Genomic DNA, 25,856 nt, shown 5'->3' on the forward strand with positions numbered 1-25,856 from the left:
TCTCAATATTGGCAAATATTGAGACAAGGGGCCTCGTGTGCTGTACTGCTGTCTCAGTTTTAGCTGATTTTGAGACAGCGATGATCAAAAGCCCTCCCACCATCGACCCCCATGTGCTGGATAGACTCGCGCGCTCTCCCCACAAGGAAAAGCTTGCCGAGTACCTGGCCTTGCTCAAGCCGCTGGATGATCAGGGGCGATATTTGCCGTTCGATGATCTGCGTTACCGCTGGGCCCCGGGCCTGGATACAACCTTGTGCTGGGCCTTGGTGAAAAAGGCCCGCGCCGCGCAGTACGTAAGCTTGTTGCCCGTAGGAGAACCGACGCGCTGGGGGCAGTTCGTGCTTACGCCGCTGGCACACAAAACCCTGTCGGCGGTGGACCGCCAGGCAACCACTGCCGCCCTGGAATATATGACCCATCACATCGGTGAGACGGCGCATTTCAGTTACCTGCTCAATGACCTGATCGAAGATGAGGCCATCAGCAGCAGTCAGTTGGAAGGGGCGGCGACCACCACACGGGTGGCCAAGGACATGCTCAAGCGTAACCGCCTGCCACGCTCGTCGGATGAGCGGATGGTCATCGGCAACTACAAGATGATGCTGTTGGCCTGGGAAAAGCGCGATGAGCCATTGAGTCTCGGACTGATTCGGCAACTGCATGGTGTCGGAGTGGAGGGTATCGATGACGGGCAATATTCACCTGGCCAGTTCCGCAGCAACGATCAGGTCGTGGTGCAGGATGCCCAAGGCAATACCGTGCATACGCCGCCACCGGCGTCCGGCCTCGGCGCGCGGCTGGAGCGTTTGAGTAACTGGATCAATCAGGCGCAAAACGATCCGCTTCACGGTGACTATGTGCACCCGCTGATCAGGGCCATTGCCCTGCATTTTGCGATTGGCTACGAGCATCCATTCCGCGATGGCAATGGCCGAGTGGCACGAGCGTTGTTTTACTGGCTGATGTTCAAGCATGATTTTTCGGCGTTTCGCTACATTGCCATCAGCATTCTGCTGCGCAATGCCCCGGTGAAATATGGCCGGTCCTATCTGTACAGCGAAAGCGATGGCCTGGACCTCACTTATTTCATCGACTACCAGTGTTCGGTGATTCTAAGGGCCGTCACCGAGTTTACGGCGGCGTACCGCAACAGCCTGGAATACGCCAAGGGCTTTAACCATTGGCTGGAGGAGTCCGGGTTGTTCAAACAGTTGAGCGATAAACAACGCACGCTGGTCCAGGTAGCGAAGAGTGGCATGGCCAAGGAGTTCACTGCGGTCAACGTCAAGGAGAACCTGGATTGCTCCTACAACACCGCGGCCAGCACCCTTAATGGTCTGGTCGAACTCAAGGTATTTGAAAAGAGAAAGATGGGGCGCGAGTGGGTGTTCTTCCTACGGGATGCGGCGAACATCCAGGCCGAATGGAAGTAGGAGCCCACCCGCGGGCTCCTATCATCTGACGGTTAATACTCAGCGAACAGCGTCGACGCGAACTTTCATCGGTTGCGGGTCGCTGCCGTCCAGTTGCACGGCGTGATGTTCGGTGGTGATGAACAACAGTTTGCCGTCGTTCTCGATCCGCGCGCTCACCGAGTAACGGTGCCCAGGTTGTATTTGCTGCGGGTCATAGCTGAGGTGGAATTTCAGCGGGACCTGGCCCTGGACTTGGCCTTTCTGTTCGTCAATCACCTGTGCCGGCGCATCGGCCAGGGACACGTCTTGCAGGCTGACACTCAGGGTCGCAGTTGGCGGCAGGGCGATGCGCTGCAGGTAAAACACCTCGCCGTCGAGGCTGGCTTTACCGGTTGGTGTGGTCGACTGGCAGGCGCTGAGCAGGGTAGCGGCGGCGAGCAGGGTCAGTTTTTTCATCGGAGTACTCCGTATCGGCGGCGCCAGAAACAGACTGGCGCCTTGAACAAATCAGAGGGTTTGCGCGGGCATCGGTTGATCTGCGGCATCTTCGCTGCGATGCAACGCCACCTGACGGATCGACAGGCGAATCTCCGCCGGCAATACGCGCTTGGCCGCACCCTCAGCCAACTCACCGAGCAACTCGTGGTGGCTGAGTTTGCCGGCTTCATCGCGGCGCAACACATCAAGGTCAAGCAAGGTCTGGATAAAGTGCCGGAACAGGCTCTTGTCGAAAAACTCCGGAGCGTTCAGGCCGTGCAGGATCGACAGGCGCTGGGCCATGACCGTGCACAGGTCTTCCAGTTCTTCGGCGCTGAGGGTGTTCTGGCCGCTGTTGAGCAGCAGCGAGATGGCCATGTAGAAGCGCTGCAGGGTCTGGGCGATGCTCTTGGACAGCAGGGTCAGCAGTACGAAATGCCGTGAGCTCGGCGCCGGTCGCAGGTAAACGTTGTTCTCGAAACGCAGCAGGCCCTGTTCGACGAAGGCTTCGAGCCATTGATCGATCACCGCGTCCAGTTCGTCCAGCGACCAGCGGATGAATAACTCCGATTGCAGGTACGGATAGAGCGCACGGCTGTAGCGAAGGATCTGTTCGCGGCTCATCCGCGAGGCGCTCTGGAAGAAGCTCGCCAACAACGCCGGCAAGGCGAAGATGTGCAGGACGTTGTTGCGGTAATAGGTCATCAGGACGGCGTTCTGTTCGTCCAGATAGAGAATCTTGCCCAGCGCATCGCTCTGCTCGGAGAGCAGGTCCATGTCCTTGACGTGCTCGATCAGCGCGCGGCCGTCACCTTCCGGCAAGGTGGTGTGCGGCGAATAAGGCACGCGCCGCAACAGCGCCAGGTACAGGTCGAGGACCCTTGCCATGGCTCGATCATCCAGGGCCAGGCGGCTGGTGGACAGCAGCGCCAGAGCGACCAGGTTGACCGGGTTGATCGCCGCGGCTTCGTTGAGGTGGCGCGCCACGCGTTCGCCCAGGCGATGGGTGGTTTCGTTGAGCCAGTTGGGGCGAAACTGCGGGCCGAGGTCCTGGGAACGCCAGTCCGGCTGCTCGCTGTCGAGGAATTCGGCGAGCTTGATTGGCTCGCCGAAATTGACGGCGACCTGGCCGAAGCGCTGCTTGAGCGCGCCGACCACTTTGAAGATGTCGAAGATCGACTCTTTCTTCTTGCTGGCACCGCGCAGTTCGCCCAGGTAGGTACGGCCTTCGAGCACCCGCTCGTAGCCGATGTACACCGGCACGAACACGATCGGCATGCGCGAGGAGCGCAGGAAGCTGCGCAGGGTGATCGCCAGCATCCCGGTCTTCGGCTGCAGCATGCGCCCGGTGCGTGAGCGGCCGCCCTCGACGAAGTACTCCACCGGGAAACCCTTGGTGAACAAAGTGTGCAGGTACTCGTTGAACACCGAGGTGTAGAGCGGGTTGCCTTTGAAGGTGCGGCGCATGAAAAACGCCCCGCCACGGCGTAGCAGGCCGCCGATCACCGGCATGTTGAGGTTGATCCCGGCGGCGATGTGCGGCGGAGTCAGGCCGTTGCGGAACAGTAGATAGGACAGCAGCAGGTAGTCGATATGGCTGCGATGGCACGGCACATAGATCACCTCGTGGCCCGGTGCGACTTTCTGCACGCCTTCGATGTGATTGACCTTGATCCCGTCGTAGATCTTGTTCCAGAACCAGCTCAGCACCACTTCGAGAAAGCGGATGGCGGTGTAGGTGTAGTCCGAGGCGATCTCGTTGCCATAGCGCAGCGCCTGGGCCTTGGCTTTTTCGGGGGTGATGTTTTCGCGCTCGGCTTCGTCGAGAATGGCCTGGCGCACCAGCGGTTGATTGACCAGGCCTTTGACCAGGTTGCGTCGGTGGGAAATGTCCGGCCCGATCACCGCCGTCTTCAGATTGCGGAAGTGCACGCGCAGAATGCGTTGGGCCATGCGCACGGTGCGCTCGTGGCCCTTGTTGTGTTCGATCAGTTCACGCAGGTGAATCGGCGCGGAGAACTGCACCCGGGTTTTGCGCCCGAGAATCATGATGCTCATCAGCCGCCGCAGGCGCCCGGTCACTGCCCAGCTGTCGGCGAACAGCAGCTTCCACGGGCTCGACTCGCTGTCTGGCGATTGGCCCCAGAACACGCTGACCGGAATGATTTGCGCATCTTCGGCGGCGTTCTGGCTCAGGGCGCTGACCAGCCGTGTCAGGGTCGGCGGTGCACCGCGCTTGTCCTGACGGCCGAGCCAGTCGGGTGCGGGTGTCAGGTAGAAGAACGCCGCTGGCTCCAGCAGATTACCCACCGACACCGGCAACACCGGCCGTGGCAAGCCGGCTTTGGTGCATTCGCGGTCGAGCACGGCCAGGTCAGTCAGCGACGGGCTTTGCAGGACATAGAACACGGGGCGACTGCGGTCGAGGTTGAGGGTAAAGGACGACTGGTTGATCGTTTCCGAGCGAACCCAGAGGTACAACAGTCGGCGCAGGGCGCCAAACACCAGACGGCGGAACGGGGAGCGGGTCATAGGCGTGCTGCTTTAGTGGAAAAAACCGAGCAATTGCTCGGGAGCGATAGTGTGCCGTATTCGTCGAAAATCGGCAAAAAAGCAGGCAAGTAAAGATGAGTTGAGACTTTTCAGGACTGTCATATACTCGGCCGGCCGTTTGCCACTATCGACCCTGTCTTTGACAGACCGTCGAGGGCAGGCAAATGTTCATCAGGCCTGTCAAAGAACAGGCTGATTCAATAATAAAAAACGGGAGTACTGATTGATGGCAACGCGCGAGACCGGCAACGTGAAGTGGTTCAACGACGCCAAGGGCTATGGCTTTATTCAGCGTGAAGGCGGGGCGGATGTGTTTGTGCACTACCGCGCGATTCGTGGCGAAGGCCACCGTTCATTGACCGAAGGCCAGCAGGTGGAATATGCGGTGGTCGACGGCCAAAAAGGCCTGCAGGCCGAAGACGTAATCGGCCTGTAACACTGCCCTGTTGGAGCGGGTTCCCGCTTGCTTGCCAGCGAAGGCGGCAATCCGAGCGCATCAATCGCCAGCCAGCCGCAAGCGGGCACCAGTTCCTACAACTCCGTCAGGCCGTTTTCCAGGTGATCTCTTCCTCACCATCGGCGCTGATTCGAATCCAGCGATCAGCCGACTCTTCACCTTCTTCTTCGACCCAGGTTCCCGGAGCGCAGCGCACTTCCACGTTCAGCGCGGCGAAGGCAGCGCGGGCGCAGGCGATGTCGTCATCCCACGGCGTCTGGTCACTTTCCAGGTACAGGCTGTTCCACTTGCCTACAGCTTTTGGCAGCCAGGTGACGGGCACGTTGCCGGCCGAGCACTTGTAAGTCTGGCCTTTCTGTACCCAGTCGGTGCAAGGGCCGAGCGCTTTGGCGAGCCAGGCGGCGATGGCCTTGTGGTCGACGTCGGCGTCCTTCAGGTAAATCTCGATATCCGGTTGGCGCATGGATGTTCCTCGCTGCGGGTTCTGAAAAATCCATTCGCGGATTTTGCCGGCCTCACGTCATCGCGTGAGGCCAAGGGTTAAAGGGTTACTGCAGAACGAAGTAATCGTAGCGCATCGACACACTGACCTCGAACGGCTCGGCCTGTTCGATGACCGCGGTCCGGCGCTCGGCACTCGCGCGCCAGCCGTGAGGGGTCATGGCCAGCAGGTTGGCGCGATCCTGGGGACTGACCAGGGTCAGCTTGAAGTCCAGGGTCTCGCTGTGTTGCAGGCTCATGCCTTGCGGCACCAATGCCAGGTGCTTGTCGTCGGTGTACTCGCGCACTTCGTCGTACAAGCGCTCGCGCAGTTCCATCAGGTGGCCACTGGTTGGGCCGACTTTCATCAAGCCGCCACCCGGGCTGAGCAAGCGCTTGGCTTCGTCCCAGTCGAGCGGGCTGAACACGCTGGCGAGGAACTGGCAACTGGCATCGGCCAAAGGAATGCGCGCCATGCTGGCGATCAACCAGGTCAATTGCGGGTTGCGCTTGCAGGCACGTTTCACCGCTTCGCGGGAAATATCCAGGGCGTAGCCATCGGCAGCGGGCAGGGCATCGGCGATTTGCGCGGTGTAGTAACCCTCGCCACAACCAATGTCCAACCAGCGTTGCGGCGTCCGTTCGGCGGCCAGCTCGGCCAGGCGCCGGGCAACCGGGGCGTAGTGACCGGCGTTGAGAAAGTCGCGGCGGGCCTCGACCATGGCCTGGTTATCGCCCGGGTCGCGGCTGTTCTTGTGCTGCACCGGCAACAGGTTCAGGTAGCCCTGGCGGGCGCGGTCGAAGCGATGTCCGACCGGGCATGCCACGCCATTGTCGACCGCACTCAGCGGCGCGCTGCAGATAGGGCAGGCGAGCATCAGGCGAGCAACTTGATCAGGGTCTGGTAGTAGATCTCGGTCAGCACATCGAGGTCGCTGGCCAGGACCCGCTCATTGACCTGGTGAATGGTCGCATTGACCGGGCCAAGCTCGACCACCTGGGTGCCCATGGTGGCGATGAAACGCCCGTCCGAGGTGCCGCCGCTGGTGGAAGCGTGGGTATCGCGACCGGTGATGTCCTTGATGCTCGACGCCACGGCATCCAGCAGCGCGCCGGGTTCGGTGAGGAATGGCAGGCCGGACAGCGCCCAGTCGATATGCCAGTCCAGGCCGTGCTTGTCGAGGATGTCGGCGACCCGCTGTTGCAGGCCTTCGACGGTGGACTCGGTAGAGAAACGGAAGTTGAACACCGCGACCAGTTCGCCGGGGATTACGTTAGTCGCGCCGGTGCCGGAATTGACGTTGGAGATTTGGAAACTGGTCGGCGGGAAGAAGTCGTTACCGTGATCCCAGTGCTCGGCGGCCAGTTCGGCCAGGGCCGGGGCGGCAAGGTGGATCGGGTTCTTGGCCAGGTGCGGGTAGGCCACGTGACCCTGCACACCACGGATGGTCAGCTTGGCGCCGAGGGAGCCGCGACGACCGTTCTTGACCACGTCGCCGACCAGACTTGTGCTCGACGGTTCGCCAACGATGCACCAGTCCAGGCGCTCCTTGCGGGCCACCAGGCGTTCCACCACGGCCTTGGTGCCGTGGTGCGCAGGACCTTCTTCATCGCTGGTGATCAGGAACGCGACCTTGCCCTTGTGGTTGGGGTAGTCGGCGACGAAGCGCTCGGCCGCCACGGTCATCGCCGCCAGGCTGCCTTTCATGTCGGCGGCGCCACGGCCGCAGAGCATGCCGTGTTCGTCGATCAGTGCGTTGAACGGCTCGATCTGCCAGGCCGCCACCGGGCCGGTCGGCACCACGTCGGTGTGACCGGCGAAGCACAGTACCGGACCATCCTGGCTGCCGTGGGTGGCCCAGAAGTTATCCACGTCTTCAATGCGCATTGGCTCCAGCATGAAACCGGCATCGCCCAGACGCTGCATCATTTGCTTCTGGCAGTCGGCATCCAGCGGCGTCACCGACGGGCGGCGAATCAGGTCGATGGCGAGTTGAAGGGTCGGCGAAAGGTCGGCGTGGGCCGTCATGGAAAACTCCGGAAATCATGAATATGGGCGCGGACTTCTGTGGGAGCGAGCCTGCTGGCGATAGCGGTGTGTCAGCCAACATAGAGGTTGATGGTTACACCGCTATCGTGGGCAAGCCCGCTCCCACAGGGATCGAGATCACGCCAAGCCCCGCAAAATGGCGGTTATCTTAAAGCAAAACGGCGACCTTTGGCCGCCGTTTGGTGGATCGCTGCAGATTTAGCTGGCAGCTGCGGTTTGCGCGGCAACCTCAGGTTTTGGCAGCGACGACAGGAATGCCATGATCAGCGCCGCCAGGTACGGCAGCGACTGCACCAGCAGCATGGTGACCCAGAAGCGCATGTCGTTGCTCGGCAAGCCCTGGACCAGGAAGATCCCCAGCGCGGCACCCCACAACAGCAGCATGATGAACAGCTCTTCGCGGGCTTCCGAAATCGCCACCCAGAAGCCATGATTGTCAGCATTTTTCGGGGTGCGGAAGAACGGAATGCTGCTGGTAAAGAACCCGTACAGCACCGCTTTTGCAATCGTATGGGACAGCGCCAGGCCGGCCAGCGCGGCGCAGAACGCGTCCTTGAGATTGACCCCGACCGCGCGACGGTAGAGGAAAATGATCTTGCCGACTTTGAACACGAACAGTGCCAATGGCGGGATAGCGAAGATCAGCAGCGGTGGATCGACCCGGTGCGGCACGATGATCATCGCCGCCGACCACAGCAGCGCGCCGACGGTGAAGAAGATGTTCATGCCATCTGCCACCCACGGCAGCCAGCCCGCGAGGAAGTGGTAGCGCTGGCCACGGGTCAGCTCGGTGTCCTTGCCACGGATCAGGCTGGCGGTGTGACGCTTGATGATCTGGATCGCGCCGTAGGCCCAGCGGAAACGCTGTTTCTTGAAGTCGATAAAGGTGTCGGGCATCAGGCCCTTGCCGTAGCTGTCGTGGTAGTACGCCGCCGACAGGCCTTTCTCGAACACCCGCAAACCCAACTCGGCGTCTTCACAGATGCACCAGTCGGCCCAGCCCAGCTCTTCGAGCACTGAGCGGCGGGTCATGGTCATGGTGCCGTGCTGGATGATCGCATCGCGGTCATTGCGGGTGACCATGCCGATATGGAAGAAACCCTTGTACTCGGCGTAGCAGAGCTTCTTGAAGGTGCTTTCGTTCTGGTCGCGATAGTCCTGCGGTGACTGCACCACGGCGATTTTCGGGTCGGCGAAGTGCGGCACCATGTGTTTGAGCCAGTTCGGATGTACGCAGTAGTCGGAGTCGATCACCGCGATCACTTCGGCGTCCTTGGCGGTATGCGGGATCAGGTAGTTCAGCGCACCGCCCTTGAAACCGGCCAGTGGCGCGACATGGAAGAATTTGAAGCGTGGGCCGAGGGTCGCGCAGTAAGCCTGCACCGGTTCCCAGACGGCCGGGTCCTTGGTGTTGTTGTCGATGATCAGGACTTCGAAATCCGGATAGTCGAGGTTGGCCAGGGCATTGAGGGTCTGTTTGACCATCTCCGGCGGCTCGTTGTAGCAGGGCACATGAATCGACACTTTGGGCCTGTAGGTCGAATCCCCTTCAACCGGCAGGAATTCCCGACGGCGTTTGTGAATCCATACCGCCTCGGCCAGCTCGTGGGCCTCGGTGAGCAACACGATAAATACCCCGAGGGCGCCGAGGGCGAGCAGGAAGCCGACGGTGAGACTGAACCAGGTACTGTATTGCTGGCTGTAGTCGTAACCGATCCACACCAGCACCGATCCGCAGAGGAACGCGATGAAGGTCAGGAAGGTTCGGCCGCGCTGGCGCAGGGCCGAGCCGTCGATCATCAACAAGGTCAGCGAGAGCAGCGCCAGTACCACCGAGCCGATGGCCAGTACGCGCCATTGCGGGATCGCGACCACCGGCCCTTCAAAGTTGAATTTCTGCTGGCGTGCGGCGTTGAATACGCCCCAGTAGGCGCCGACCGAACCTTCGTCGCTGGCTTTCCAGGGTTGGTCGAAGGCTTCGATTACGAAGTAGTTGAAGCCCTGACGGTTGAGCTTGTTCACCAGGGTGCGCAGGTAAATCGCCTGGTCCGCTGGCGAGGCATCAGCACCGCCACGCATGCGACCGTTGCTCGGCCAGCCCACTTCGGACAGCAACAGTGGTTTCTTCGGGAACATTTTCTTCAGGTCGCGGGCGCGGTCGAGGACGAATTGCCCGGCCTGATCCACCGGAATAAATTCCCAGTAGGGCAGGACGTGTGCGGCGATCAGGTCGACGTGCTTGGCCAGTTCCGGGTGTTCTTCCCAGACGTGCCATTGCTCGGACGTAGTGACCGGTACCTTGACCGCAGCGCGTACCCGATCCAGCAACACACTAAGCTGCTCGGCAGTGATTTCCTTGCGGAAGATCGCTTCGTTGCCGACCACCACCCGCACCACGCTGCGCGAGGTGTTGGCGATTTCGATGGCGCGCTGGATCTCGCGCTCGTTGCGCTCCTGATCCGGGCTGATCCAGATCCCCAGGGTCACTCGCAGACCGAATTCTTCCGCCAGTTTCGGGATGTCTTCCAGGCTGCCGTCGACCGAGTAAGTGCGGATGTTGTCCGTCAGCTTGCTCATGATCTCCAGGTCGCGGCGCATTTCATCGTCGGACGGATATTGGTTCTTCTGTGGGAACTGGCCTTGCTGAAACGGCGAGTAGGAAAAACCGGAGATTTGTTCAGGCCAGTTGGGGGTCGTGACCGGGCGGTTGATCAGCGCCCAGAAACCGGTGAACAGTGCGGCGATTGCCAGCACTACCACGAGGTTGAGTCCAAATTTACGCGATGACATGGCTATTTCGGGTTCCAAAAGGAGTGGAACGAGGGGACGTTCGGCATACGGCCAAAGGGCGCGCATCCTACACTGGGCTTTCCCTGACCGTACAGCGGACAGGGTGGTGTCTGGCATTTGGCAGCCGACTTTCACATAAGTTCTTACACTTATGCCCTGAAGGTTAAAACTTGTCGCCCGGTTCCCCTATAATGCGCGCCGGTTTTAAGGGTAGTGGTCATGAGTACAGAAGATCCGCGGTTTGCTGGCATCGCCCGCTTGTATGGCATCGAAGGCCTGGACCGCTTGCGGGCCGCTCACGTGGCGATCGTCGGGGTGGGCGGCGTTGGCTCCTGGGCGGCGGAAGCCATCGCCCGTTGCGGGGTGGGTGAGATTTCCCTGTTCGACCTCGACGATGTTTGCGTCAGCAACGCCAATCGCCAGTTGCACGCCCTCGACAGCACGGTGGGCAAACCGAAGGTCGAGGTCATGGCCGAGCGTCTGCGCGGGATCAACCCGGACTGCACCGTGCATGCGGTGCCGGACTTCGTTACCCGGGAAACCATGGCCGAGTACATCACGCCGAATATCGATTGCGTGATCGACTGCATCGACAGCGTCAACGCCAAGGCGGCGCTGATTGCCTGGTGCAAGCGGCGCAAGATCCAGATCATCACCACCGGCGGCGCGGGCGGGCAGATCGACCCGACGCTGATCCAGGTCTGCGACCTGAACCGCACCTTCAACGACCCGCTGGCCTCGAAAGTGCGCTCCACCCTGCGCCGCGAATACAACTTCTCGCGCACCGTGACCCGCCACTACAGCGTGCCCTGCGTGTTTTCCACCGAGCAACTGCGCTACCCGAAACCGGACGGCAGCATCTGCCTGCAGAAAAGTTTTGTCGGCGACGGTGTGAAACTGGACTGCGCCGGCGGCTTTGGTGCGGTAATGATGGTCACCGCGACCTTCGGCATGGTGGCGGCGACCAAGGCGGTGGATAAGATTGTGGCGGGGGTAAGGCGGCCGGCGGATAGGGTCAAGCCCGCAGTTTAATCGGCGTCGTGGCTTCGAACGCACCTCGCCCTATGTGGGAGAAGCCCGGGTGGCGCTCCGCTGCTAGCGATGAAGTTTATGCGGTGTGATGGCAGGCCTCATCGCCAGCAGGCTGGCTCCCACAGGTTTTGAGATCGACTCACGGGCCGTCCTTTATTGAGCAGCCAATTCCCTTATCCGCTGCAACACTGCATTCAACCCATTACTACGCGACGGCGATAACTGGCGGCTGAGCCCCAACTGCTCGAACCAGCCCGGCAAGTCCACCAGTTGCAACTCGGCACTGGACAAGCCGTTGACCCGCGCCAGCAGCAGTGCCACCAAGCCGCGGATCAAGCGTGCGTCGCTGGCAGCGTTGAATTGCCAGTGGCCGTCGTGCAAGGCGCCCACCAGCCACATCTGGCTTTCACAGCCGTGTACCCGATTGGCCTCGGTTTTGTCGGCGTCGCGCATGGGCGGCAGGCGGTCGCCCCATTGCATCAGCAGGCGGGCCCGTTGTTCCCAGCCGGCGGCGGCCTGGAAGGTGGCGAGGGCGGTGACGGCGTCGGCGGGGAGGGTCATCGCAGTAGCTCCAGTGCCTGGTCGAGGGCTTCGAAGAAGCGTTCGAGGTCGTCGGAGTCGTTGTACAGCGCCAGCGATACGCGAATGGCGCCGGCCAGTTCGAAGCTTTTCAGCAACGGCATGGCGCAGTGATGCCCGGCACGCACGGCGATGCCCTGTTCCGTGAGCAGGTGCGCCAGGTCGGCGTTATGCACGCCATCGACGACGAAGCTGGCCAGGGCCAGTTGCGGTTTGCCCAGCAGGCGGATGCCGTTGCGCGCCTGCAGGCCACGCAGCAAGTAGTCATGCAGCGCGGCTTCGTGGGCGGTGACGGCGGCCTGATCGAGACCGGCCAGGTAATCCAGGGTTGCGCCGAGGCCGATCACGCTGGCAATCGGCGGCGTGCCCGCTTCGAAGCCTAGTGGTGCGGAGCGAAAGCGGGCGTCGTGGTAATTGGCATCGAGCACCATTTCCCCGCCGAATTGCCAGTGCTGCAACTGGCTCAGCGCGGAGTTGCGGGCGAAGACGACGCCCAGCCCGTCCGGGCCGTAGAGCTTGTGACTGGAAAAGACATAGAAGTCGCAACCCAGGGCCTGCACGTCGTGGCGACCGTGGACCACGCCCTGGGCGCCATCGACCACGGTTAGCGTGCCGTGTGCCTTGGCCAGCGCCAACAAGGGTGCCAGCGGCTGCCAGGCGCCGAGGACGTTGGACAGTTGGCTGACGGCAAGCAGGCGGGTGCGGGGGCCGATCAGCGTGGCGGCGGCATCGAGGTCGATCAGGCCGTCGGTATCCAGTGGCAGGACCACCAGTTTCAGCTCGCGACGTTTTGCCAGTTGCTGCCAGGGCAGCAGGTTGGCGTGGTGTTCCAGGGCGCTGATGACAATCTCATCGCCCGCCGTGAATTGTTGCTCAAGGCCATAGGCCAGGAGGTTCAGCGCCGAGGTGGCGCCGTGGGTGAAGATGATCTGCCCGCTGTCACCGGCATTAAGCCAGTGGGCAACTTTGCTGCGGCTGTCTTCGAATGCCTGGGTGGCATGGGCGCCGGGCAGGTGCTGGGCACGATGCACATTGGCTGCGCCGTTGGCGTAGTAATGCGTCAGCGCGTCGAGCAGGGCTTGGGGTTTCTGGGTAGTGGCGGCGCTGTCCAGGTAGGTCTGGTCCTGCCGTTGCAGGGCGGCGATGGCCGGAAAATCGGCGCGCCAGGGGGAGGCAATCATCACGGTTTCTGGCCCTGGTGAAGATGGGCGGGATTTACGCCGAACCCTGTAGGAGCGAGCCTGCTCGCGATGGCGTCCTCAAGGACACCAAAAGCTTCACGAGCAGGTTCGTTGCCACATTGGGACGGTATTAGTTGTGAGCGTGCAACGCTTCGTTCAGTTCGATGGCCGATTTGTGGGTTTTGCATTCCACGGCACCCGTCTCCGAGTTACGGCGGAACAACAGGTCGGTCTGGCCAGCCAGCTCACGGGCCTTGACCACTTTGACCAGGTTGTTGTTCTCGTCCAGCAGCGCGACTTTGGTGCCGGCGGTGACGTACAGGCCCGACTCGACGGTATTGCGATCGCCCAACGGAATGCCGATACCGGCGTTGGCGCCGATCAGGCAGCCTTCACCGACCTTGATCACGATGTTGCCGCCACCGGACAGGGTACCCATGGTCGAGCAACCGCCGCCCAGGTCCGAACCCTTGCCAACGAACACGCCGGCCGAGACGCGACCTTCGATCATGCCCGGGCCTTCGGTGCCGGCGTTGAAGTTGACGAAACCTTCGTGCATCACGGTGGTGCCTTCGCCGACATAGGCGCCCAGGCGCAAGCGGGCGGCATCTGCGATACGCACGCCAGCCGGTACCACGTAGTCAGTCATTTTCGGGAACTTGTCCACCGAGAACACTTCCAGCAAGTCGCCGCGCAGGCGGGCTTCCAGTTGATGCTCGGCCAGTTCGGCAAGGTCGATGGCGCCTTGGCTGGTCCAGGCTACGTTTGGCAGCAGCGGGAAAATGCCGGTCAGGTTCAGGCCGTGAGGCTTGACCAGACGGTGAGACAGCAGGTGCAGCTTGAGGTAGGCCTCAGGGGTGGAGCTCAGGGCGGCGTCTTCGGCCAGCAGGGTGGCGACCAGCGGCTTGTGGCTTTCTGCCAGGCGAGTCAGGAGGGCGGCCTGAGTGGCGTCAACCGACTTCAGTACTTCAGCCAGTTGTGCCGCCTGGGCGTTGCTGAACGCGATCGCCTGGTTGCCTTCGCCGTAGCCGAGAATCGGTGCAACGGCGGCGACCAGTTCGGCCGACGGGTTGAGCAATGGCTGTGCGTAGAACACTTCCAGCCATGCGCCCTGGCGATTTTGGGTACCGACACCGAAGGCGACGCTGAACAGAGTAGTGGACATGCAATTACCTCTAAAAAAGATGAACGGGCTGCCTTACTTGAGAGCGGCCGCGTAGATATCTGGCTTGAAGCCAATCAGGGTTCGGTCACCGAGATCGAGCACCGGGCGCTTGATCATCGAGGGTTGTGCCAGCATCAGTTCGATTGCTTTCGTCTGGTCGAGATCGGCTTTGTGTTCGTCGTCGAGTTTGCGAAAGGTCGTGCCTGCACGGTTAAGCACCACTTGCCAGCCGTGCTCATTGCACCACTGGGTCAGGTGTTCACGGTCGATTCCGGCCGTTTTGTAGTCGTGAAAATCAAAGCTGACAGCGTTTTCATCGAGCCAGGTGCGCGCCTTTTTCATGGTGTCGCAGGCTTTGATGCCGAAAAGGTGCAACGTTTTGCTTGAAGCGGTCAAGGAATTGCCCCCCTTTGGAGGTGTCGGGATTAAAGGTGACGGATTATGCCACGACCGAGCGGATTCGGCGTCGGCGGCGGGCCGGATTGAACAATTGTGCGACAAGTTACCCGGGCGGGTGCGACCTTTGTGCAACGGTCAGGCAACAGCTTAAGTGTCTAATATGGCACTTCGACGGCAACTCGTTGCCTGTTACCTGCTGTTGCATGTCGATTGATCGGGAATCCTGTTTTATGCAAACCGCCTACACCGTCCTCATTCTGCTGATGCTGGTCAGCCTCTCGCGTCTGCTCGGTCGATTGATTCCGCTGCCGCTGCCGTTGGTGCAGATCACTGCGGGTGCGCTGCTGGCCTGGCCGACGCTGGGGCTGCACGTGGCCCTCGATCCCGAGCTGTTTTTGTTTCTGTTCCTGCCGCCGCTGTTGTTCTCCGATGGCTGGCGGATGCCCAAGCGTGAGTTGTGGAAGTTGCGCGGGCCGATCCTGACCCTGGCTGTCGGGCTGGTGCTGTTCACGGTGGTCGGCGCCGGGTACTTCATTCATTGGTTGCTGCCAAGCATTCCGCTGCCGGTGGCCTTTGCGCTGGCGGCGGTGTTGTCGCCGACCGACGCCGTGGCAGTCTCGGCGATCACCCAGAATCGTCTGCCTACGCCCCTGATGCACATGCTCCAGGGCGAGGCCTTGATGAACGACGCAACGGGCCTGGTGACTTTCAAGTTCGCCCTGGCGGCGGCGATTACCGGCGCGTTTTCCCTGGCCAACGCCAGCCTGACCTTCTTGCTGGTGGCCATCGGCGGGCTGTTGGTGGGGGTGGCCCTGAGCTGGCTGGTGGGGCGTTTGCGGGCCTGGATGATTGCCCGGGGCTGGGACGATCCGGCGACCCACGTGGTGTTCATGTTGCTGCTGCCGTTTGCCGCCTATGTGCTGGCCGAACGCCTTGGCGCCTCGGGGATTCTGTCGGCGGTGGCGGCGGGGATGATGCAGAGCTGGCTCGACCTGCTGCCGCGCCAGACCAGTACCCGTTTACTCAATCGCAGTGTCTGGTCGCTGCTGGAATTCGCCTTCAACGTATCATTAGTTTTTCTTGATAGGGAAGGTAAACAAGGTAGGGGAGGATGGCTGGTCTGTTGATTTTCACTCCTAAATCCAGTGATTGCTTGGGTTTAAGGATATCTATCAACTGGCTAAACACGCGAATTCAGCATGCCTAAGTGGAGAAATGTAAACAGGCCCCCTGGACGAGTTTTTTTGTCGAAGATGTAAACCTAATCCATCTTCCGTCGGCCCATGTTTAAAAATTACCGCTTCGATTTAACTTAAATCCCTTGGTTTTACTGAGCCTAGACGTTTACATTTTGAGGAACTTCGGCGTTGAAAACGTTCGCCGCCTCGAACCAGTTCCCCTGGGTCAGAGTTAGATGTGTTCGATTGCGCGGCTTAGCTGGCCGCCTTGGCAAGATAGCGCTGCACTGTCGATTTCGAGATACCCAATTCCCAGGTGATTTTAGAATTGGACATGCCAGCGGATTGAGCCGTGGCGAGCGTTCGAACGCCTTTTAGACATCACGAGCTGCCGTGCGACCCGTTCGAGGTTCATGTTCAAAGGTAATGAGTTCGAGGACTCCGTCTCGTTTGAGAGACTCGAGCTTAGATGAGATGCGATTCATAGTCACATCAGCAGGTTCCCCAGACTGAAGAGAGTGCGCTAGAAGGATCAACAGGGCACCGACTCATAGTGGGGAGACGGTGGGCCTAGATGCTATTTCTCTCTCTTATTTTTTTGCAGTATCTGGAAACAGTTGCCGGGCTGAGCTCAAGATTTTTAGCAATAGTCTTCTGATCCAAACCCGTCTGTAGAAGGGCTTCGATCTTTTCTTCTGTGAGCTTTAGGCGCGATTCATTCGACAGGCCTTCTGTAGCCTGAGCTCGATCAACTTCCTTCTGGAATGCTTCGAGCAACCCGTTCTGGCTGAGAAGGGTAGTCGCGGCCAGAACGCCTTTCATCGTCTCCTGAACGGACTGTCCACTCCGGACGGATTCGCACAATGCGATCATCACGAGCGGTTCAATTTTCAGAACAGCAGCAATGGCAACGAGCTTATCTAGCGTAACGCTTGAATTTCCGTTCTCAAGCCAGCTCGTGTAATGACGACCCATAGCTTCTGAAAATTCATCCTGGCTCATGCCCTTTGCTTTGCGCAAAGCTCGCAGAGTGACAGCGAATGCGCGCCTCATTGACATCTTGCATCCCCAAAAGGAAGGGATAAAGCCATGTTGCTTCTATTTCATCGACCGGATATATTGGTCAGATGATGTGTTTGGCGCTTAGAGGTGCGAATTTTCGATTTTTGCACGGCTCACGCTCGTCTATTTTTCGACTCCCTTAAACATTAGCCATAAATTGACACTGTGACCAAGGAGGTGAGGTATGAGAATTCACTTGCTGTCAGACCTCCACCTTGAGTTCCAGGATTTCTCGCCTGCTACGCATGACGCGGATGTTGTTGTGTTGGCAGGTGACATCGATCTACTAGCCAGGGGAGTGGAATGGGCAAACAAAAACTTCCGCTGCCCGGTGATCTACGTTGCTGGAAACCACGAGTTCTACAAAGGCCACCTAAACCGAACGTTGGAAAAAATGCGTGAGAAGGCGCTGCCTCATGTTCACGTTTTAGAGAACGATGAAGTAGTGATTGATGGCGTAAGGTTTCTTGGAACTACAGGTTGGACTGATTTTTTCTCAACAGAAAACGTCACCACTGCGATGCTTACCGCTCAGATTTCCATGAATGACTACAAACAAATCAGAACAGGAAATCAGTACCATCGGATAAGGCCGATAGACCTCCAGCAAAAGTCGCAATTTGCGAAAAAGTGGTTGCTGGCTGAATTATCTACTGAATTTCAAGGACAAACAGTAGTGGTGACCCATCACGCACCTTTTCCGGAATGTGCGCCTGGAATCAAGTATGAGATGGGCCATTTGGCGGCAGCTTATGTCAATGACTGGAAGGAGTTTGCAGGATGCAATATAGACATCTGGTTGCATGGGCATACGCACGTCGGTTACGAGAAATCCATAGAAGGCATTCGCTGTGCGTCTAATCCAAGGGGCTACCCCTTCGAAGAGACTGGTTTTGTAAGTGATCTAATACTCACTATCTGAATCAGATGGGCGCTAAAGAAATAAATTGTCAGTCAGGAACTGTATTGTGTTCAGAACAAACGAGAGTCAGCTGCAAGGCAGATTCAAAATGCCTGATGAAAATCTCCTGTTATGGAAAAGCGTTAATCTTAGTCACAACCAATATTCTTTCTTAGTAGAAGGAGTAGGGTTTTTCGATGGGACTTTTGGGCCAAGCGTGCGCCTCGTCAGTGATGCGGAATCGGTTCAAGCAATGTGCAGTTCAGGAGATACTGAATTTTTTACTGTTACCAAGGTATACCTCATCTCCCCACCGTGGATGAACCGGCAAGATGAACGTCTAATGGAGCCGATTGCAGAAATCAGACTACAAAATCCTGGTAAAGAACCGCCGATCTACGAATTCGTAACCGTTGTGGGACAGACCTACACAAGCGTTCCTGAACCTTCACCGAAATGAGATACACATGGTGACCTTAAATGAAATCTCGCAACTCTTTTACGGCGCGGGAGAAGCAACTTCTGGTTGGAGTGGCTCGCAAGAAGACCTGATCTCTTTGGCAGGAAGGTCGTTCCCAGGCAAACCATTCTGCATCGTTCGGCAGTGGATTTTGATCGACCTCATCATGACGCCTGAGGAGAACGAAAAATTGACGAAGCTCGGACTGCTTCCTGCGACACTTTTCGCTCATGAGGTAGTCTTGGACAGCAAGGGCCGTTTCGAGCCGACCATGTGGGCACGCAGCAACTTCGGAAAATCATTCACCGAAGGCTGCATTTTTGAAACCAAGGACACCGTCTACTTGCTCTTAGGTGCAGGCCAGAAAAAAGAGGCTAGCGTGGCTGCCGCTTTTTCTATGTCCGCTGGGTGAGCTATGGCATCGCAAATACACAGTTATTGATTTTTTGAGGTTTGGCCGGATGCCTGATGTCATCGAAGTGGAGTTTCACGGCAAGGATGTTAGTGACTTTCAGCTGAGTCGCTTGGTGCGAGCGAGCCATCGAAAATATAGCGTGCCGATTACAGCTTTCATCAGTGATGCTTTCATCGCTGAGGATACGTGCGCAGGTGTTTCTTTTGACCACGCAGAGAAACACGAGGGATATCGCAAAGCGGATGGCGCCATCCTTCGCACAGGAAAAATTCACACTGTACGGAAGGAAGGGCGTTTCTGGCTGCTTGAAACGCAAGATGGCAATTACGTCATCGGCAGCTTCATGCGAGATGTTGGACGGCAGAGTTTTCTGAGGTTTCTGCGGACTGGCGAGCGCATCTGATACGTCAGTTAAAGAGCTCCGAAACCGCAATTCTGAGCCCTTAACTTGGTCGGTTCCATCCCGTGACTCACCTCATCCATGGGCTGTTTTCACAAGAGTGGTACCGGGCTCAGTAGCCGAACTCGTCCAGCAATCTCTGCAAAAAATCGCGCCGCCTTTGAACGATGCAAAGAATCAAATAATCCCGGTCGGTGTCTCTCGTCGACAGGTGCCCTGCATCCACCAAGCCATGGATGTAGCCTTCAGCTTTGCCCCTTGCCTCAAGCAATGCCTCGATGGAGGTGCTTTTGTAGATGTCGCCAGCGATCAGTTGCCACCGTTTCTTTTGGCGGTTACCAGTAGGGTCATTCGAAAACTTTGGTGCGCTGAGCAGGGCATCGAAATCGTTAGGTACGGCGGATGGACTCAAGGCGGCTTCTCACGATAGTGATTTTTTGAGGAGGCTATCACGCGCACACTATATGGCCTGTTTCTAGCTGGAGCGTTGCAGATACCCTTCCTTCCTTGATCATCCCAATCAGCACGGCTAGCCGCTTACGCGCAGAAGCGACTGCAGTAATGCCAGCGGCACAGCGAAAAGCGGTTACCGCTCAACTCTCATGACCACCTGGCCAACCTCCAGATTTTTCTCCCAGTGATGGGGCAGTTTCAATGCGTCGTAAGCCGGTGTCCACCTAGTCATCCAGCCAGCTTTCCAAAGCGCCTGTAACTGACTGTTGAATCGTTAAAACTAACCACCCAGCCGAGAGATAAAACCCTCGATAATCGTTACTCCGATTTGATTTGCCGCTTGCCGGGGATGGGAGATGAAACCATCGATATTCGTTTCACCCGCCAATCCGACCTCGCCAGGGGGTGGGAGATCAAATCGCTGATACTCGTCAAAGTCCCGTTGTTTGCTGGCTCCGACGGACAACCCAGCCGGGAGATTAAACCCCCGATATTCATTAGACGCCCGTGTTTGCTGGGCTGAACGGCCAGCGGAGCCGGGAGATGAAACTGCTTATAATCACTGACGTGATCCGATCCGACCCTCGCCAAGGGGCGGGAGATCAAACCGCCGATGTTCGCCAAAGGCCAATGATTGCTGGACGGAGCTGCCAGTAGGATATTCGTCAAAGTCCCGTGTTTGCTGGGCGGAACGGCCAGCAGGGCCGGGAGATGAAACCGCTTATATTCGCTGCCGCGAACCGATCCGAGCCTCGCCATGGGGTGGGAGATCAAACCGCCGATATTCACCAAAGGCCCGTGTTTGCTGGGCGGAACGGCCAGCGGGGCCAGGAGATGAAACCGCTTATATTTGCTGCCGCGAACCGATCTTGCCCTTGCCAGGGGGCGGGAGATGAAACCCCCGATATTCGTCTGAGCCCAGATGCTACGTACCGCATTAGCCAGGAATTCAACTCGCACGGCTAGTCGCTTACGCGAAGAGGCGACTGCTTTGTTACCAATGGGACAACGAAAAACGCTCATACCACAGTCTTTTTGGCCTAGCCTCCAGCTGCCAGCGAATCCATCGGTCGCAATTTTTCTCACTTGAGATTGACCGCAAGCAGGCTTCGACGTTAACTGTATGTATATACAGTTTTGGTTAAGGCATCCCTCATGAGCGTCACCATTCTCGGCCCCCTTGCAGAGGGGGGAGTCCAGCTCCCGTTTTACTCGTTCAAAGTTCCAGCAGGCTTCCCCGTCGCCAGCTGCTGACCATCTTGAACAACACATCTCAATCGATGAGCTCCTGGACATCCGAGCACCGCATATCTACCTGGTGCGTATTGAAGGCCACAGCATGGAAGGTGCGGGCATCTTCGACGGAGACATGGCCGTGGTGGATCGCTCGATCACCGCCGAGCATGGGCATATCGTGATTGCGGCGGTTAACTGCGAACCAGTCTGCAAGCGCCTGTGCAAGCGTGGGCCCAACATCATTTTGATGTCCGAAAACGTAGGTTATCCGCCGCGATACATTCTCGAAGGCGATGAGCTGATTATTTGGGGGGTGGTGACATTCAGCGTGCGTGCTCATGATCCAAAAGCCTGAGCCTGTCTTCGCGCTAATCGACTGCAACAGCTTCTACGCGAGCTGTGAACGGGTATTCCGGCCTGATCTGGCCAAGACACCCATCGTGGTACTGTCGAACAACGATGGCTGCGTGATCGCCCGGAGCGCGGACAGCAAACCGTTCGTAAAAATGGGTGAGCCGTACTTCCAGATCAAGCACAAGCTCAAGCAACACGGCATCGTCGCCTTCTCTTCAAACTATGCACTGTACGGTGACATGAGCGAGCGCGTTATGAGTGTGATCGAATCGCTTGTGCCAGCAGTCGAGGTCTACAGCATCGATGAAGCATTCGCAGATTTGGCCGGCGTACCAGGTGATCTCGAGACACTGGGGCGACGGATCCGGGCGCAGGTGTATCGAAGCACTGGCATTCCGGTCGGCGTCGGTATTGCCGGTACCAAAACCCTGAGCAAACTCGCCAACCATGCAGCCAAAAAATGGCAGGCGCAGAGTGGCGGTGTGGTTGATCTGCGTGACCAGGTTAAGCGCGATTGGGTACTCAAAAAATGCTCCGTCTCAGACGTGTGGGGCGTCGGGCGGAAGATGACTCTTCACTTAGAAGGCATGGGCATCAAGTCAGCCTGGGATCTCTCCAAAACCGATCCCTGGACGCTTCGCAAGAAATTCAGTGTGGTCATCGAGAAGACTGCGCGTGAGTTGGCGGGTACGCCATGCCTTGGGCTTGATGAGCCTGATCCGCCCAAGCAGGAAATTTGCTGTTCTCGCATGTTTGGCAAGCGCCTTACAGAGATCGCACCGATCAAGGAAGCGGTCGCCACCTACATCATGCGAGCGGCGGAGAAGCTTCGCGTGCAGCAGTCACTGTGCAAGAAGATCAGGATCAGCATTCGCACCGGCATGTGCAATCCGGAGGAGGCGAAGTACGCCAATGGTGTGCTGGTTGAGTTGCCGTACCCAACTGACGATGTTCGATTGATGACGAAGGCAGCGGTGGACGCTGTTGATCGAGTGTTTCGGCCAGGGTTCAAGTACAGCAAGGCGGAGGTACTCTTGCTCAGCCTCTGCCAAAAAGGTGAGTACACGGATGACCTTTTTTCCATCTCTCAACCGGCCGCTACTGAAAAAGTTATGAGTGTGCTGGATTCCATCAACGAGCGATGGGGAAGGGGAACACTGCGCTTGGCAAGTGTGCCAACCAATCCTGATTGGGGGATGCGCCGGGAGATGATGAGCCAGAGCTTCACGACGCGGGTTGATCAGCTATGGACGGTGTATTGCAATTGACGTCAGTTCCTCCTTTCTAAATAAATTTAATGACGAATCGAATTTATTAAAGCTATTAATAGTTCGCGTTCTATCTGAATCTCAACGGTCGTCTTTTTGGTCTAGTGCCAATGGAATTAATTTTCGATGTTGACTATCCGGCCTGCTAGTAAGGGGGCTAGCCGGATATAAACCGTTATATAGTTAAAGGTCACTGAATATTTTCTGTGTTTTGCACGTCATAATATTCACCGGAAAAGCGTGAAAATAGTCTGTGATTCAGTAGGGCAAGGAATATAAACTTACAATTTTCGGCGGTCGGTACTATTTTTCCGTTTGCATCGAAATCGATTGGTAGTCTCATTTCAACAGCGTTGTCACGAATATTTTGAATATAAATATCATTGTTGTAATGTGCTTTTTGCCGGATAGCTGATGCTCGTCTAAGCTGCATTTTGTTCTCTCCAACATAATTGTTGATAGCGTCCATGTTGGAAAATAGTGACGAAAAATTTGGCTCTAGCTTAAGCGCGGTAAAATCTTCTTTGTGTGCTTCTTTGTAGTTTAGTATGGATTCTGTTTTTTTCTTTGCTTTAGCGATTACGTCATCATTGAAAATAAAGAAATCGATGTGTTTTGAGATGTTGAAGGTCGGAGTTTCGTCAAGATCCAATGCGTTGTCTTTGAATGCTGCTCTATAAGCGCCTGAAAGCTTTCTAAGCTTCCATGAGTCATCAGTTGATTTTACAGCATATAAGGATTGTTGGTCGTTAAATGTAAGGCGAATGACGTAAAATTGAGCATTCTGAATATCCTTAATTTTCTTTATCTTTTTTTCGTCTCGGGCAACACATTCCTGTACCAATTGTCCTGCATGCGTTTCATCGACAGGGATAGAAAGGACGCTCGTTTCGTTATTTTCAGCCAGTAGCGAGTACTCTCGAATTTCTTCAATACTGAGAATGGCAGAGCTGACATTTTCTTTGATTTTTGAGTCAAGTATTTCCGAGGTTTCAACCCAGCGCCCTGTATAGACTAATTGACCGGCGCGAGTGGATTTTTTGAAAATCCATAGAGTCACGGTTGAATTTAAGACGTCAAACGCTTTCAGTGTTCGAAGATCGGCCATTGTTATTGGTCTCGGTTTTTTAAGATTTTAACTTTATCAATGGTGCTGTATGGCAGCACGTCGCCTGCTAATGGAGAAGACTCTGCTAAACAGCCCTCGGTGTTGATTTTTGTATCGCCTTCATATCGATATTTAATCTCGTAGTGACCCCATCCGAATGCGACAAGTGCGGGGTTCAGTATTACTTGACCTGATTTGAAGGTTAGCCAGAATATCCAGGCAAGAAAAATAAAAAAACCTAAAAATTTACCGGTCTCTTGGTAGTCTAGACTCATGAAGGAAACTACATATGGGAGAACATAGTTCATTAGGTCGGCCGGAACGTGTTTGGATTCCTCTATAACAATCTTACGCTTTGGTTTAGCCAGCCAAATCGTTCCCAAAGTTATGAGTAGTGAAACTAGACATAGAGTAAAGAATCCCAGCGCCAATAAAGGATGCTTTAACGGTAATTCACATTTGGTGTCAAAATCTAACCAATCTGTACACAAAGGTAGCGACGTAGCATCAATCTTGAAGTCCTGGGCTAGCAAGATCATGCTTAGAGGAAGGTAAGAACCAAGGTAGATCAGGAGTGCGACCAAAATCCTTGTCTGCATGTGGTGTATCTTCCCTGTCAGCCATTTCTATATGCCTTTTTCCTTCCTTGCACATTTTATAAGTAGTGCACGGAAGCTCAAGTAACCTTGTGCTTCATACCAGAGACACGGTCTCGTTTTTGCAGCAGCAAGGCTATCTTCGACAAGCTAGCAGAGTGCCACGATGGAGTCGACATCCATTTGGGACGAAGGTCAAGAATTTCTATGAAATTTAAATATTCACACCCAAGATGCCGTTATTCATCGTGTGCTTTTGCGAGGGTCGTTAATTTTCGTGCGCGCTTGGTTTTTCGAACGACGATGTGGCGGTGTAATTTTTTTGATTTTCAATAACACATTTTAATATGCTGTACGAAACTATCTCGTTGAGGCCGCTATGTCTAAACTCGCTGAATTCCGCCAACTCGAAAAACACCTTGCCGAACAGCTCGAAGCTCTCGAAGCCCTGAAAGGCGACGCTGGCCTCAAGAAAGAAATCGAATTTGAAACCAAGCTGCGCGCTCTGCTTGCTGAGTACGGTTACAGCCTGAAAGACGTGATCAACCTGCTTGACCCACAAGCCGGTCGTCGCGCTCCAACCGTCGAGTCGAAAGCCGGCAGCCGTAAGCCGCGCCAGGTGAAGGTATATAAAAACCCTCACACCGGCGAAGTCGTGGAAACCAAAGGCGGCAACCACAAGACTTTGAAGGAATGGAAAGCTGAGCACGGCTCCGCGACAGTTGAGTCCTGGCTGAGCAAGTGATTTTGGTTTGAGTACAAAAAGGCCCACCAGGGCCTTTTTTGTTGCCTGGGTAAGGCCAGTTAAACGGCTTAATCTGCTTCGAATTTTTGAAGGTATTGGTGCGGTAAGCATTGAAAATCACAGAGCTGGCTAGATGTGGGCCTAGGCAATGGCTCACCATTCGTCAGCACGGTGGCATGACCCTTCTTGACAGCCGAGTCGTCTGGGGAAATACTCGCTTCAAGATTCATATAGATGACTATATAACAAGGTGAATAAAGTCGATGAGTACTCTACCAAGTGATACTCGCCTGCCGCTCTACCAACGCCTGCGCGACCAATTGGCTGAGCAGATCGCCAAAAATCGCTGGCGTCCTGGCGAGGCGATTCCTACCGAGGCTGCGCTTTCAGCGGAGTACGAACTGTCTACCGGCACGGTGCGCAAAGCGATTGATGCGTTAGTCAGTGAGGGCATTCTGGAGCGTCAGCAGGGGCGAGGGACTTTCATTCGTCGTCCACAATTTCAATCCTCTCTGTTCCGCTTCTTTCGATTTCAGTCTGCTTCTGGTGAGCGCCAAGTACCGGAGAGCCGCATCCTGTCAATCGAGCCCGTTGCCGCGCCTTCGGCCGTAGCCCAAGCGCTTGGGCTGCCCTCCGATACACCGGTAATTCGCATTGTTCGTTTGCGTTTGCTGGAGGTTCAGCCAGTACTTGCCGAAGAAATCTGGTTGCCGCGCAGCCGTTTCCAACCCTTGCTTGAGACCGACCTCAGCCTGAAAGGGCCATTGCTGTATCCAATCTACGAAGACCTCTGCGGCCAGGTCGTTGCCTATGCCGAAGAGACCCTTACCGCCGAGTCGGTTAACGACGTACACGCACGCCTATTGCAGGTGCCGATTAACAGTCCGGTGGTAGTGATCGAGCGACTGGCCCGTGATTACGCCGGTACGCCACTGGAGTGGCGTCGTTCTCGTGGCCACGCAGAGCATTTCCGTTACAGCGTGGATATTCGCTAGCGCCTACCCGTGTAGTGAGCTGTTCAGCGGCGAACAAATCGTCGCTGGTTTCCTGTTTGTTTGCCAAAACTGGCCCTGTGGCGGTGCGGTTCGCTCTCGGCTGC

The 25,856-nt window shown here is 56.8% G+C and carries 24 protein-coding genes and 2 pseudogenes; 12 read left to right on the top strand and 14 right to left on the bottom strand.

Annotated elements, in window-relative coordinates; genetic code table 11:
• Window positions 1-80: 80 nt before the first annotated feature.
• A complete protein-coding gene (locus tag KW062_RS05930) occupies window positions 81-1,436 on the top strand; it encodes a Fic family protein (protein WP_105755041.1) in 1,356 nt (451 codons plus the stop codon).
• 39 nt (window positions 1,437-1,475) lie between these two features.
• Here KW062_RS05930 and KW062_RS05935 read toward each other — a convergent pair whose 3' ends face one another.
• Both KW062_RS05935 and plsB read right to left on the bottom strand, forming a co-directional pair.
• A complete protein-coding gene (locus KW062_RS05935; protein ID WP_027619066.1) occupies window positions 1,476-1,874 on the bottom strand; it encodes a YbaY family lipoprotein in 399 nt (132 codons plus the stop codon).
• Window positions 1,875-1,925: 51 nt separating this feature from the next.
• The gene (plsB, locus tag KW062_RS05940; RefSeq protein ID WP_105755040.1) at window positions 1,926-4,427 is read right to left on the bottom strand and encodes a glycerol-3-phosphate 1-O-acyltransferase PlsB; all 2,502 of its coding nucleotides are present in this window, start codon (window positions 4,425-4,427) and stop codon (window positions 1,926-1,928) included.
• A 247-nt stretch (window positions 4,428-4,674) separates the two neighbouring features.
• Between plsB and KW062_RS05945 the strand changes: the two genes are divergently transcribed.
• Window positions 4,675-4,884: a cold-shock protein gene (locus KW062_RS05945; RefSeq protein WP_027619064.1), complete on the top strand. Its 210-nt coding sequence runs from the start codon at window positions 4,675-4,677 to the stop codon at window positions 4,882-4,884.
• A gap of 106 nt (window positions 4,885-4,990) precedes the next feature.
• Here KW062_RS05945 and KW062_RS05950 read toward each other — a convergent pair whose 3' ends face one another.
• The 4 genes from KW062_RS05950 to KW062_RS05965 form a co-directional block, all read right to left on the bottom strand.
• Window positions 4,991-5,368 (bottom strand): hypothetical protein, encoded by a 378-nt coding sequence (locus KW062_RS05950; protein ID WP_105755039.1) that lies wholly within the window; start codon window positions 5,366-5,368, stop codon window positions 4,991-4,993.
• An 85-nt stretch (window positions 5,369-5,453) separates the two neighbouring features.
• Complete coding sequence (locus KW062_RS05955) at window positions 5,454-6,263, bottom strand: putative RNA methyltransferase (protein WP_105755038.1); 810 nt, start codon at window positions 6,261-6,263, stop codon at window positions 5,454-5,456.
• A complete protein-coding gene (gene dapE / locus KW062_RS05960) occupies window positions 6,263-7,414 on the bottom strand; it encodes a succinyl-diaminopimelate desuccinylase (RefSeq protein WP_027619061.1) in 1,152 nt (383 codons plus the stop codon). Before dapE ends, KW062_RS05955 begins: the two co-directional genes overlap by 1 nt.
• A gap of 219 nt (window positions 7,415-7,633) precedes the next feature.
• Window positions 7,634-10,225: a glycosyltransferase gene (locus KW062_RS05965; RefSeq protein ID WP_105755037.1), complete on the bottom strand. Its 2,592-nt coding sequence runs from the start codon at window positions 10,223-10,225 to the stop codon at window positions 7,634-7,636.
• Window positions 10,226-10,444: 219 nt separating this feature from the next.
• On the opposite strand from KW062_RS05965, the gene tcdA reads away from it, so the two are divergent.
• Window positions 10,445-11,257, top strand: a complete 813-nt coding sequence (tcdA, locus tag KW062_RS05970) for a tRNA cyclic N6-threonylcarbamoyladenosine(37) synthase TcdA (RefSeq protein WP_027619059.1) — start codon at window positions 10,445-10,447, stop codon at window positions 11,255-11,257.
• Between the two features lie 153 nt (window positions 11,258-11,410).
• On the opposite strand, the gene KW062_RS05975 is transcribed toward tcdA, so the two are convergent.
• From KW062_RS05975 to KW062_RS05990, 4 genes are all read right to left on the bottom strand, one after another.
• Complete coding sequence (locus tag KW062_RS05975) at window positions 11,411-11,818, bottom strand: SufE family protein (protein WP_027619058.1); 408 nt, start codon at window positions 11,816-11,818, stop codon at window positions 11,411-11,413.
• On the bottom strand, window positions 11,815-13,020 hold the full coding sequence (locus tag KW062_RS05980) for an aminotransferase class V-fold PLP-dependent enzyme (RefSeq protein ID WP_105755036.1): 1,206 nt from the start codon (window positions 13,018-13,020) through the stop codon (window positions 11,815-11,817). The genes KW062_RS05975 and KW062_RS05980 overlap by 4 nt, the downstream gene beginning before the upstream one ends.
• A gap of 127 nt (window positions 13,021-13,147) precedes the next feature.
• A complete protein-coding gene (gene dapD, locus KW062_RS05985) occupies window positions 13,148-14,182 on the bottom strand; it encodes a 2,3,4,5-tetrahydropyridine-2,6-dicarboxylate N-succinyltransferase (RefSeq protein ID WP_027619056.1) in 1,035 nt (344 codons plus the stop codon).
• Window positions 14,183-14,215: 33 nt separating this feature from the next.
• The gene (locus KW062_RS05990; RefSeq protein WP_027619055.1) at window positions 14,216-14,578 is read right to left on the bottom strand and encodes an ArsC family reductase; all 363 of its coding nucleotides are present in this window, start codon (window positions 14,576-14,578) and stop codon (window positions 14,216-14,218) included.
• 233 nt (window positions 14,579-14,811) lie between these two features.
• Here KW062_RS05990 and KW062_RS05995 point away from each other — a divergent pair.
• Window positions 14,812-15,663 (top strand): annotated as a pseudogene (locus KW062_RS05995) (cation:proton antiporter); the annotation flags it as partial.
• A 666-nt stretch (window positions 15,664-16,329) separates the two neighbouring features.
• Here the strand turns inward: KW062_RS05995 and KW062_RS06000 are convergent.
• Entirely contained in the window at window positions 16,330-16,818 is a 489-nt protein-coding gene (locus KW062_RS06000; RefSeq protein ID WP_105755035.1) for a helix-turn-helix domain-containing protein, read from the bottom strand.
• A 187-nt stretch (window positions 16,819-17,005) separates the two neighbouring features.
• Between KW062_RS06000 and KW062_RS06005 the strand changes: the two genes are divergently transcribed.
• The 4 genes from KW062_RS06005 to KW062_RS06020 all read left to right on the top strand — a co-directional run bounded on the left by KW062_RS06005 (window position 17,006) and on the right by KW062_RS06020 (window position 19,000).
• A complete protein-coding gene (locus tag KW062_RS06005) occupies window positions 17,006-17,743 on the top strand; it encodes a metallophosphoesterase (protein ID WP_105755034.1) in 738 nt (245 codons plus the stop codon).
• Between the two features lie 88 nt (window positions 17,744-17,831).
• Window positions 17,832-18,182: a hypothetical protein gene (locus tag KW062_RS06010; RefSeq protein WP_146118231.1), complete on the top strand. Its 351-nt coding sequence runs from the start codon at window positions 17,832-17,834 to the stop codon at window positions 18,180-18,182.
• 7 nt (window positions 18,183-18,189) lie between these two features.
• Entirely contained in the window at window positions 18,190-18,594 is a 405-nt protein-coding gene (locus KW062_RS06015; protein WP_105755033.1) for a DUF6957 family protein, read from the top strand.
• A gap of 49 nt (window positions 18,595-18,643) precedes the next feature.
• A complete protein-coding gene (locus tag KW062_RS06020) occupies window positions 18,644-19,000 on the top strand; it encodes a hypothetical protein (protein WP_105755032.1) in 357 nt (118 codons plus the stop codon).
• A 109-nt stretch (window positions 19,001-19,109) separates the two neighbouring features.
• On the opposite strand, the gene KW062_RS06025 is transcribed toward KW062_RS06020, so the two are convergent.
• Window positions 19,110-19,409, bottom strand: coding sequence for a hypothetical protein (locus tag KW062_RS06025; protein WP_105755031.1), 300 nt, complete (start codon window positions 19,407-19,409; stop codon window positions 19,110-19,112).
• Window positions 19,410-20,605: 1,196 nt separating this feature from the next.
• On the opposite strand from KW062_RS06025, the pseudogene KW062_RS06030 reads away from it, so the two are divergent.
• Both KW062_RS06030 and umuC read left to right on the top strand, forming a co-directional pair.
• A pseudogene (locus KW062_RS06030) lies at window positions 20,606-21,041 on the top strand (LexA family protein).
• The gene (gene umuC, locus KW062_RS06035; RefSeq protein WP_105755055.1) at window positions 21,028-22,308 is read left to right on the top strand and encodes a translesion error-prone DNA polymerase V subunit UmuC; all 1,281 of its coding nucleotides are present in this window, start codon (window positions 21,028-21,030) and stop codon (window positions 22,306-22,308) included. The pseudogene KW062_RS06030 and the gene umuC overlap by 14 nt, the downstream one beginning before the upstream one ends.
• 190 nt (window positions 22,309-22,498) lie before the next feature.
• Here umuC and KW062_RS06040 read toward each other — a convergent pair whose 3' ends face one another.
• Together KW062_RS06040 and KW062_RS06045 are read right to left on the bottom strand one after the other, a co-directional pair.
• Window positions 22,499-23,416 (bottom strand): Kiwa anti-phage protein KwaB-like domain-containing protein, encoded by a 918-nt coding sequence (locus tag KW062_RS06040; RefSeq protein WP_105755029.1) that lies wholly within the window; start codon window positions 23,414-23,416, stop codon window positions 22,499-22,501.
• A gap of 2 nt (window positions 23,417-23,418) precedes the next feature.
• The gene (locus KW062_RS06045) at window positions 23,419-24,015 is read right to left on the bottom strand and encodes a hypothetical protein (protein ID WP_105755028.1); all 597 of its coding nucleotides are present in this window, start codon (window positions 24,013-24,015) and stop codon (window positions 23,419-23,421) included.
• 376 nt (window positions 24,016-24,391) lie between these two features.
• Here KW062_RS06045 and KW062_RS06050 point away from each other — a divergent pair, with 376 nt between their 5' ends.
• Window positions 24,392-24,757, top strand: coding sequence for a histone-like nucleoid-structuring protein, MvaT/MvaU family (locus KW062_RS06050; RefSeq protein ID WP_105755027.1), 366 nt, complete (start codon window positions 24,392-24,394; stop codon window positions 24,755-24,757).
• Window positions 24,758-25,020: 263 nt separating this feature from the next.
• Window positions 25,021-25,752 carry a GntR family transcriptional regulator gene (locus KW062_RS06055; protein WP_105755026.1) on the top strand — a complete coding sequence of 244 codons (732 nt, stop codon included), beginning with the start codon at window positions 25,021-25,023 and terminating at the stop codon, window positions 25,750-25,752.
• Window positions 25,753-25,856: the final 104 nt, after the last annotated feature.

Source organism: Pseudomonas fluorescens, assembly GCF_019212185.1.
GTDB lineage: Bacteria > Pseudomonadota > Gammaproteobacteria > Pseudomonadales > Pseudomonadaceae > Aquipseudomonas.

Bases quoted from the DNA above. Each gene is read 5' to 3' on its own strand.
- KW062_RS05930 (WP_105755041.1), top strand. From the start codon at position 81: ATGATCAAAAGCCCTCCCACCATCGACCCCCATGTGCTGGATAGACTC.
- KW062_RS05935 (WP_027619066.1), bottom strand. From the start codon at position 1,874: ATGAAAAAACTGACCCTGCTCGCCGCCGCTACCCTGCTCAGCGCCTGC.
- plsB (WP_105755040.1), bottom strand. From the start codon at position 4,427: ATGACCCGCTCCCCGTTCCGCCGTCTGGTGTTTGGCGCCCTGCGCCGA.
- KW062_RS05945 (WP_027619064.1), top strand. From the start codon at position 4,675: ATGGCAACGCGCGAGACCGGCAACGTGAAGTGGTTCAACGACGCCAAG.
- KW062_RS05950 (WP_105755039.1), bottom strand. From the start codon at position 5,368: ATGCGCCAACCGGATATCGAGATTTACCTGAAGGACGCCGACGTCGAC.
- KW062_RS05955 (WP_105755038.1), bottom strand. From the start codon at position 6,263: ATGCTCGCCTGCCCTATCTGCAGCGCGCCGCTGAGTGCGGTCGACAAT.
- dapE (WP_027619061.1), bottom strand. From the start codon at position 7,414: ATGACGGCCCACGCCGACCTTTCGCCGACCCTTCAACTCGCCATCGAC.
- KW062_RS05965 (WP_105755037.1), bottom strand. From the start codon at position 10,225: ATGTCATCGCGTAAATTTGGACTCAACCTCGTGGTAGTGCTGGCAATC.
- tcdA (WP_027619059.1), top strand. From the start codon at position 10,445: ATGAGTACAGAAGATCCGCGGTTTGCTGGCATCGCCCGCTTGTATGGC.
- KW062_RS05975 (WP_027619058.1), bottom strand. From the start codon at position 11,818: ATGACCCTCCCCGCCGACGCCGTCACCGCCCTCGCCACCTTCCAGGCC.
- dapD (WP_027619056.1), bottom strand. From the start codon at position 14,182: ATGTCCACTACTCTGTTCAGCGTCGCCTTCGGTGTCGGTACCCAAAAT.
- KW062_RS06000 (WP_105755035.1), bottom strand. From the start codon at position 16,818: ATGTCAATGAGGCGCGCATTCGCTGTCACTCTGCGAGCTTTGCGCAAA.
- KW062_RS06005 (WP_105755034.1), top strand. From the start codon at position 17,006: ATGAGAATTCACTTGCTGTCAGACCTCCACCTTGAGTTCCAGGATTTC.
- KW062_RS06010 (WP_146118231.1), top strand. From the start codon at position 17,832: ATGCCTGATGAAAATCTCCTGTTATGGAAAAGCGTTAATCTTAGTCAC.
- KW062_RS06015 (WP_105755033.1), top strand. From the start codon at position 18,190: ATGGTGACCTTAAATGAAATCTCGCAACTCTTTTACGGCGCGGGAGAA.
- KW062_RS06020 (WP_105755032.1), top strand. From the start codon at position 18,644: ATGCCTGATGTCATCGAAGTGGAGTTTCACGGCAAGGATGTTAGTGAC.
- KW062_RS06040 (WP_105755029.1), bottom strand. From the start codon at position 23,416: ATGGCCGATCTTCGAACACTGAAAGCGTTTGACGTCTTAAATTCAACC.
- KW062_RS06045 (WP_105755028.1), bottom strand. From the start codon at position 24,015: ATGCAGACAAGGATTTTGGTCGCACTCCTGATCTACCTTGGTTCTTAC.
- KW062_RS06050 (WP_105755027.1), top strand. From the start codon at position 24,392: ATGTCTAAACTCGCTGAATTCCGCCAACTCGAAAAACACCTTGCCGAA.
- KW062_RS06055 (WP_105755026.1), top strand. From the start codon at position 25,021: ATGAGTACTCTACCAAGTGATACTCGCCTGCCGCTCTACCAACGCCTG.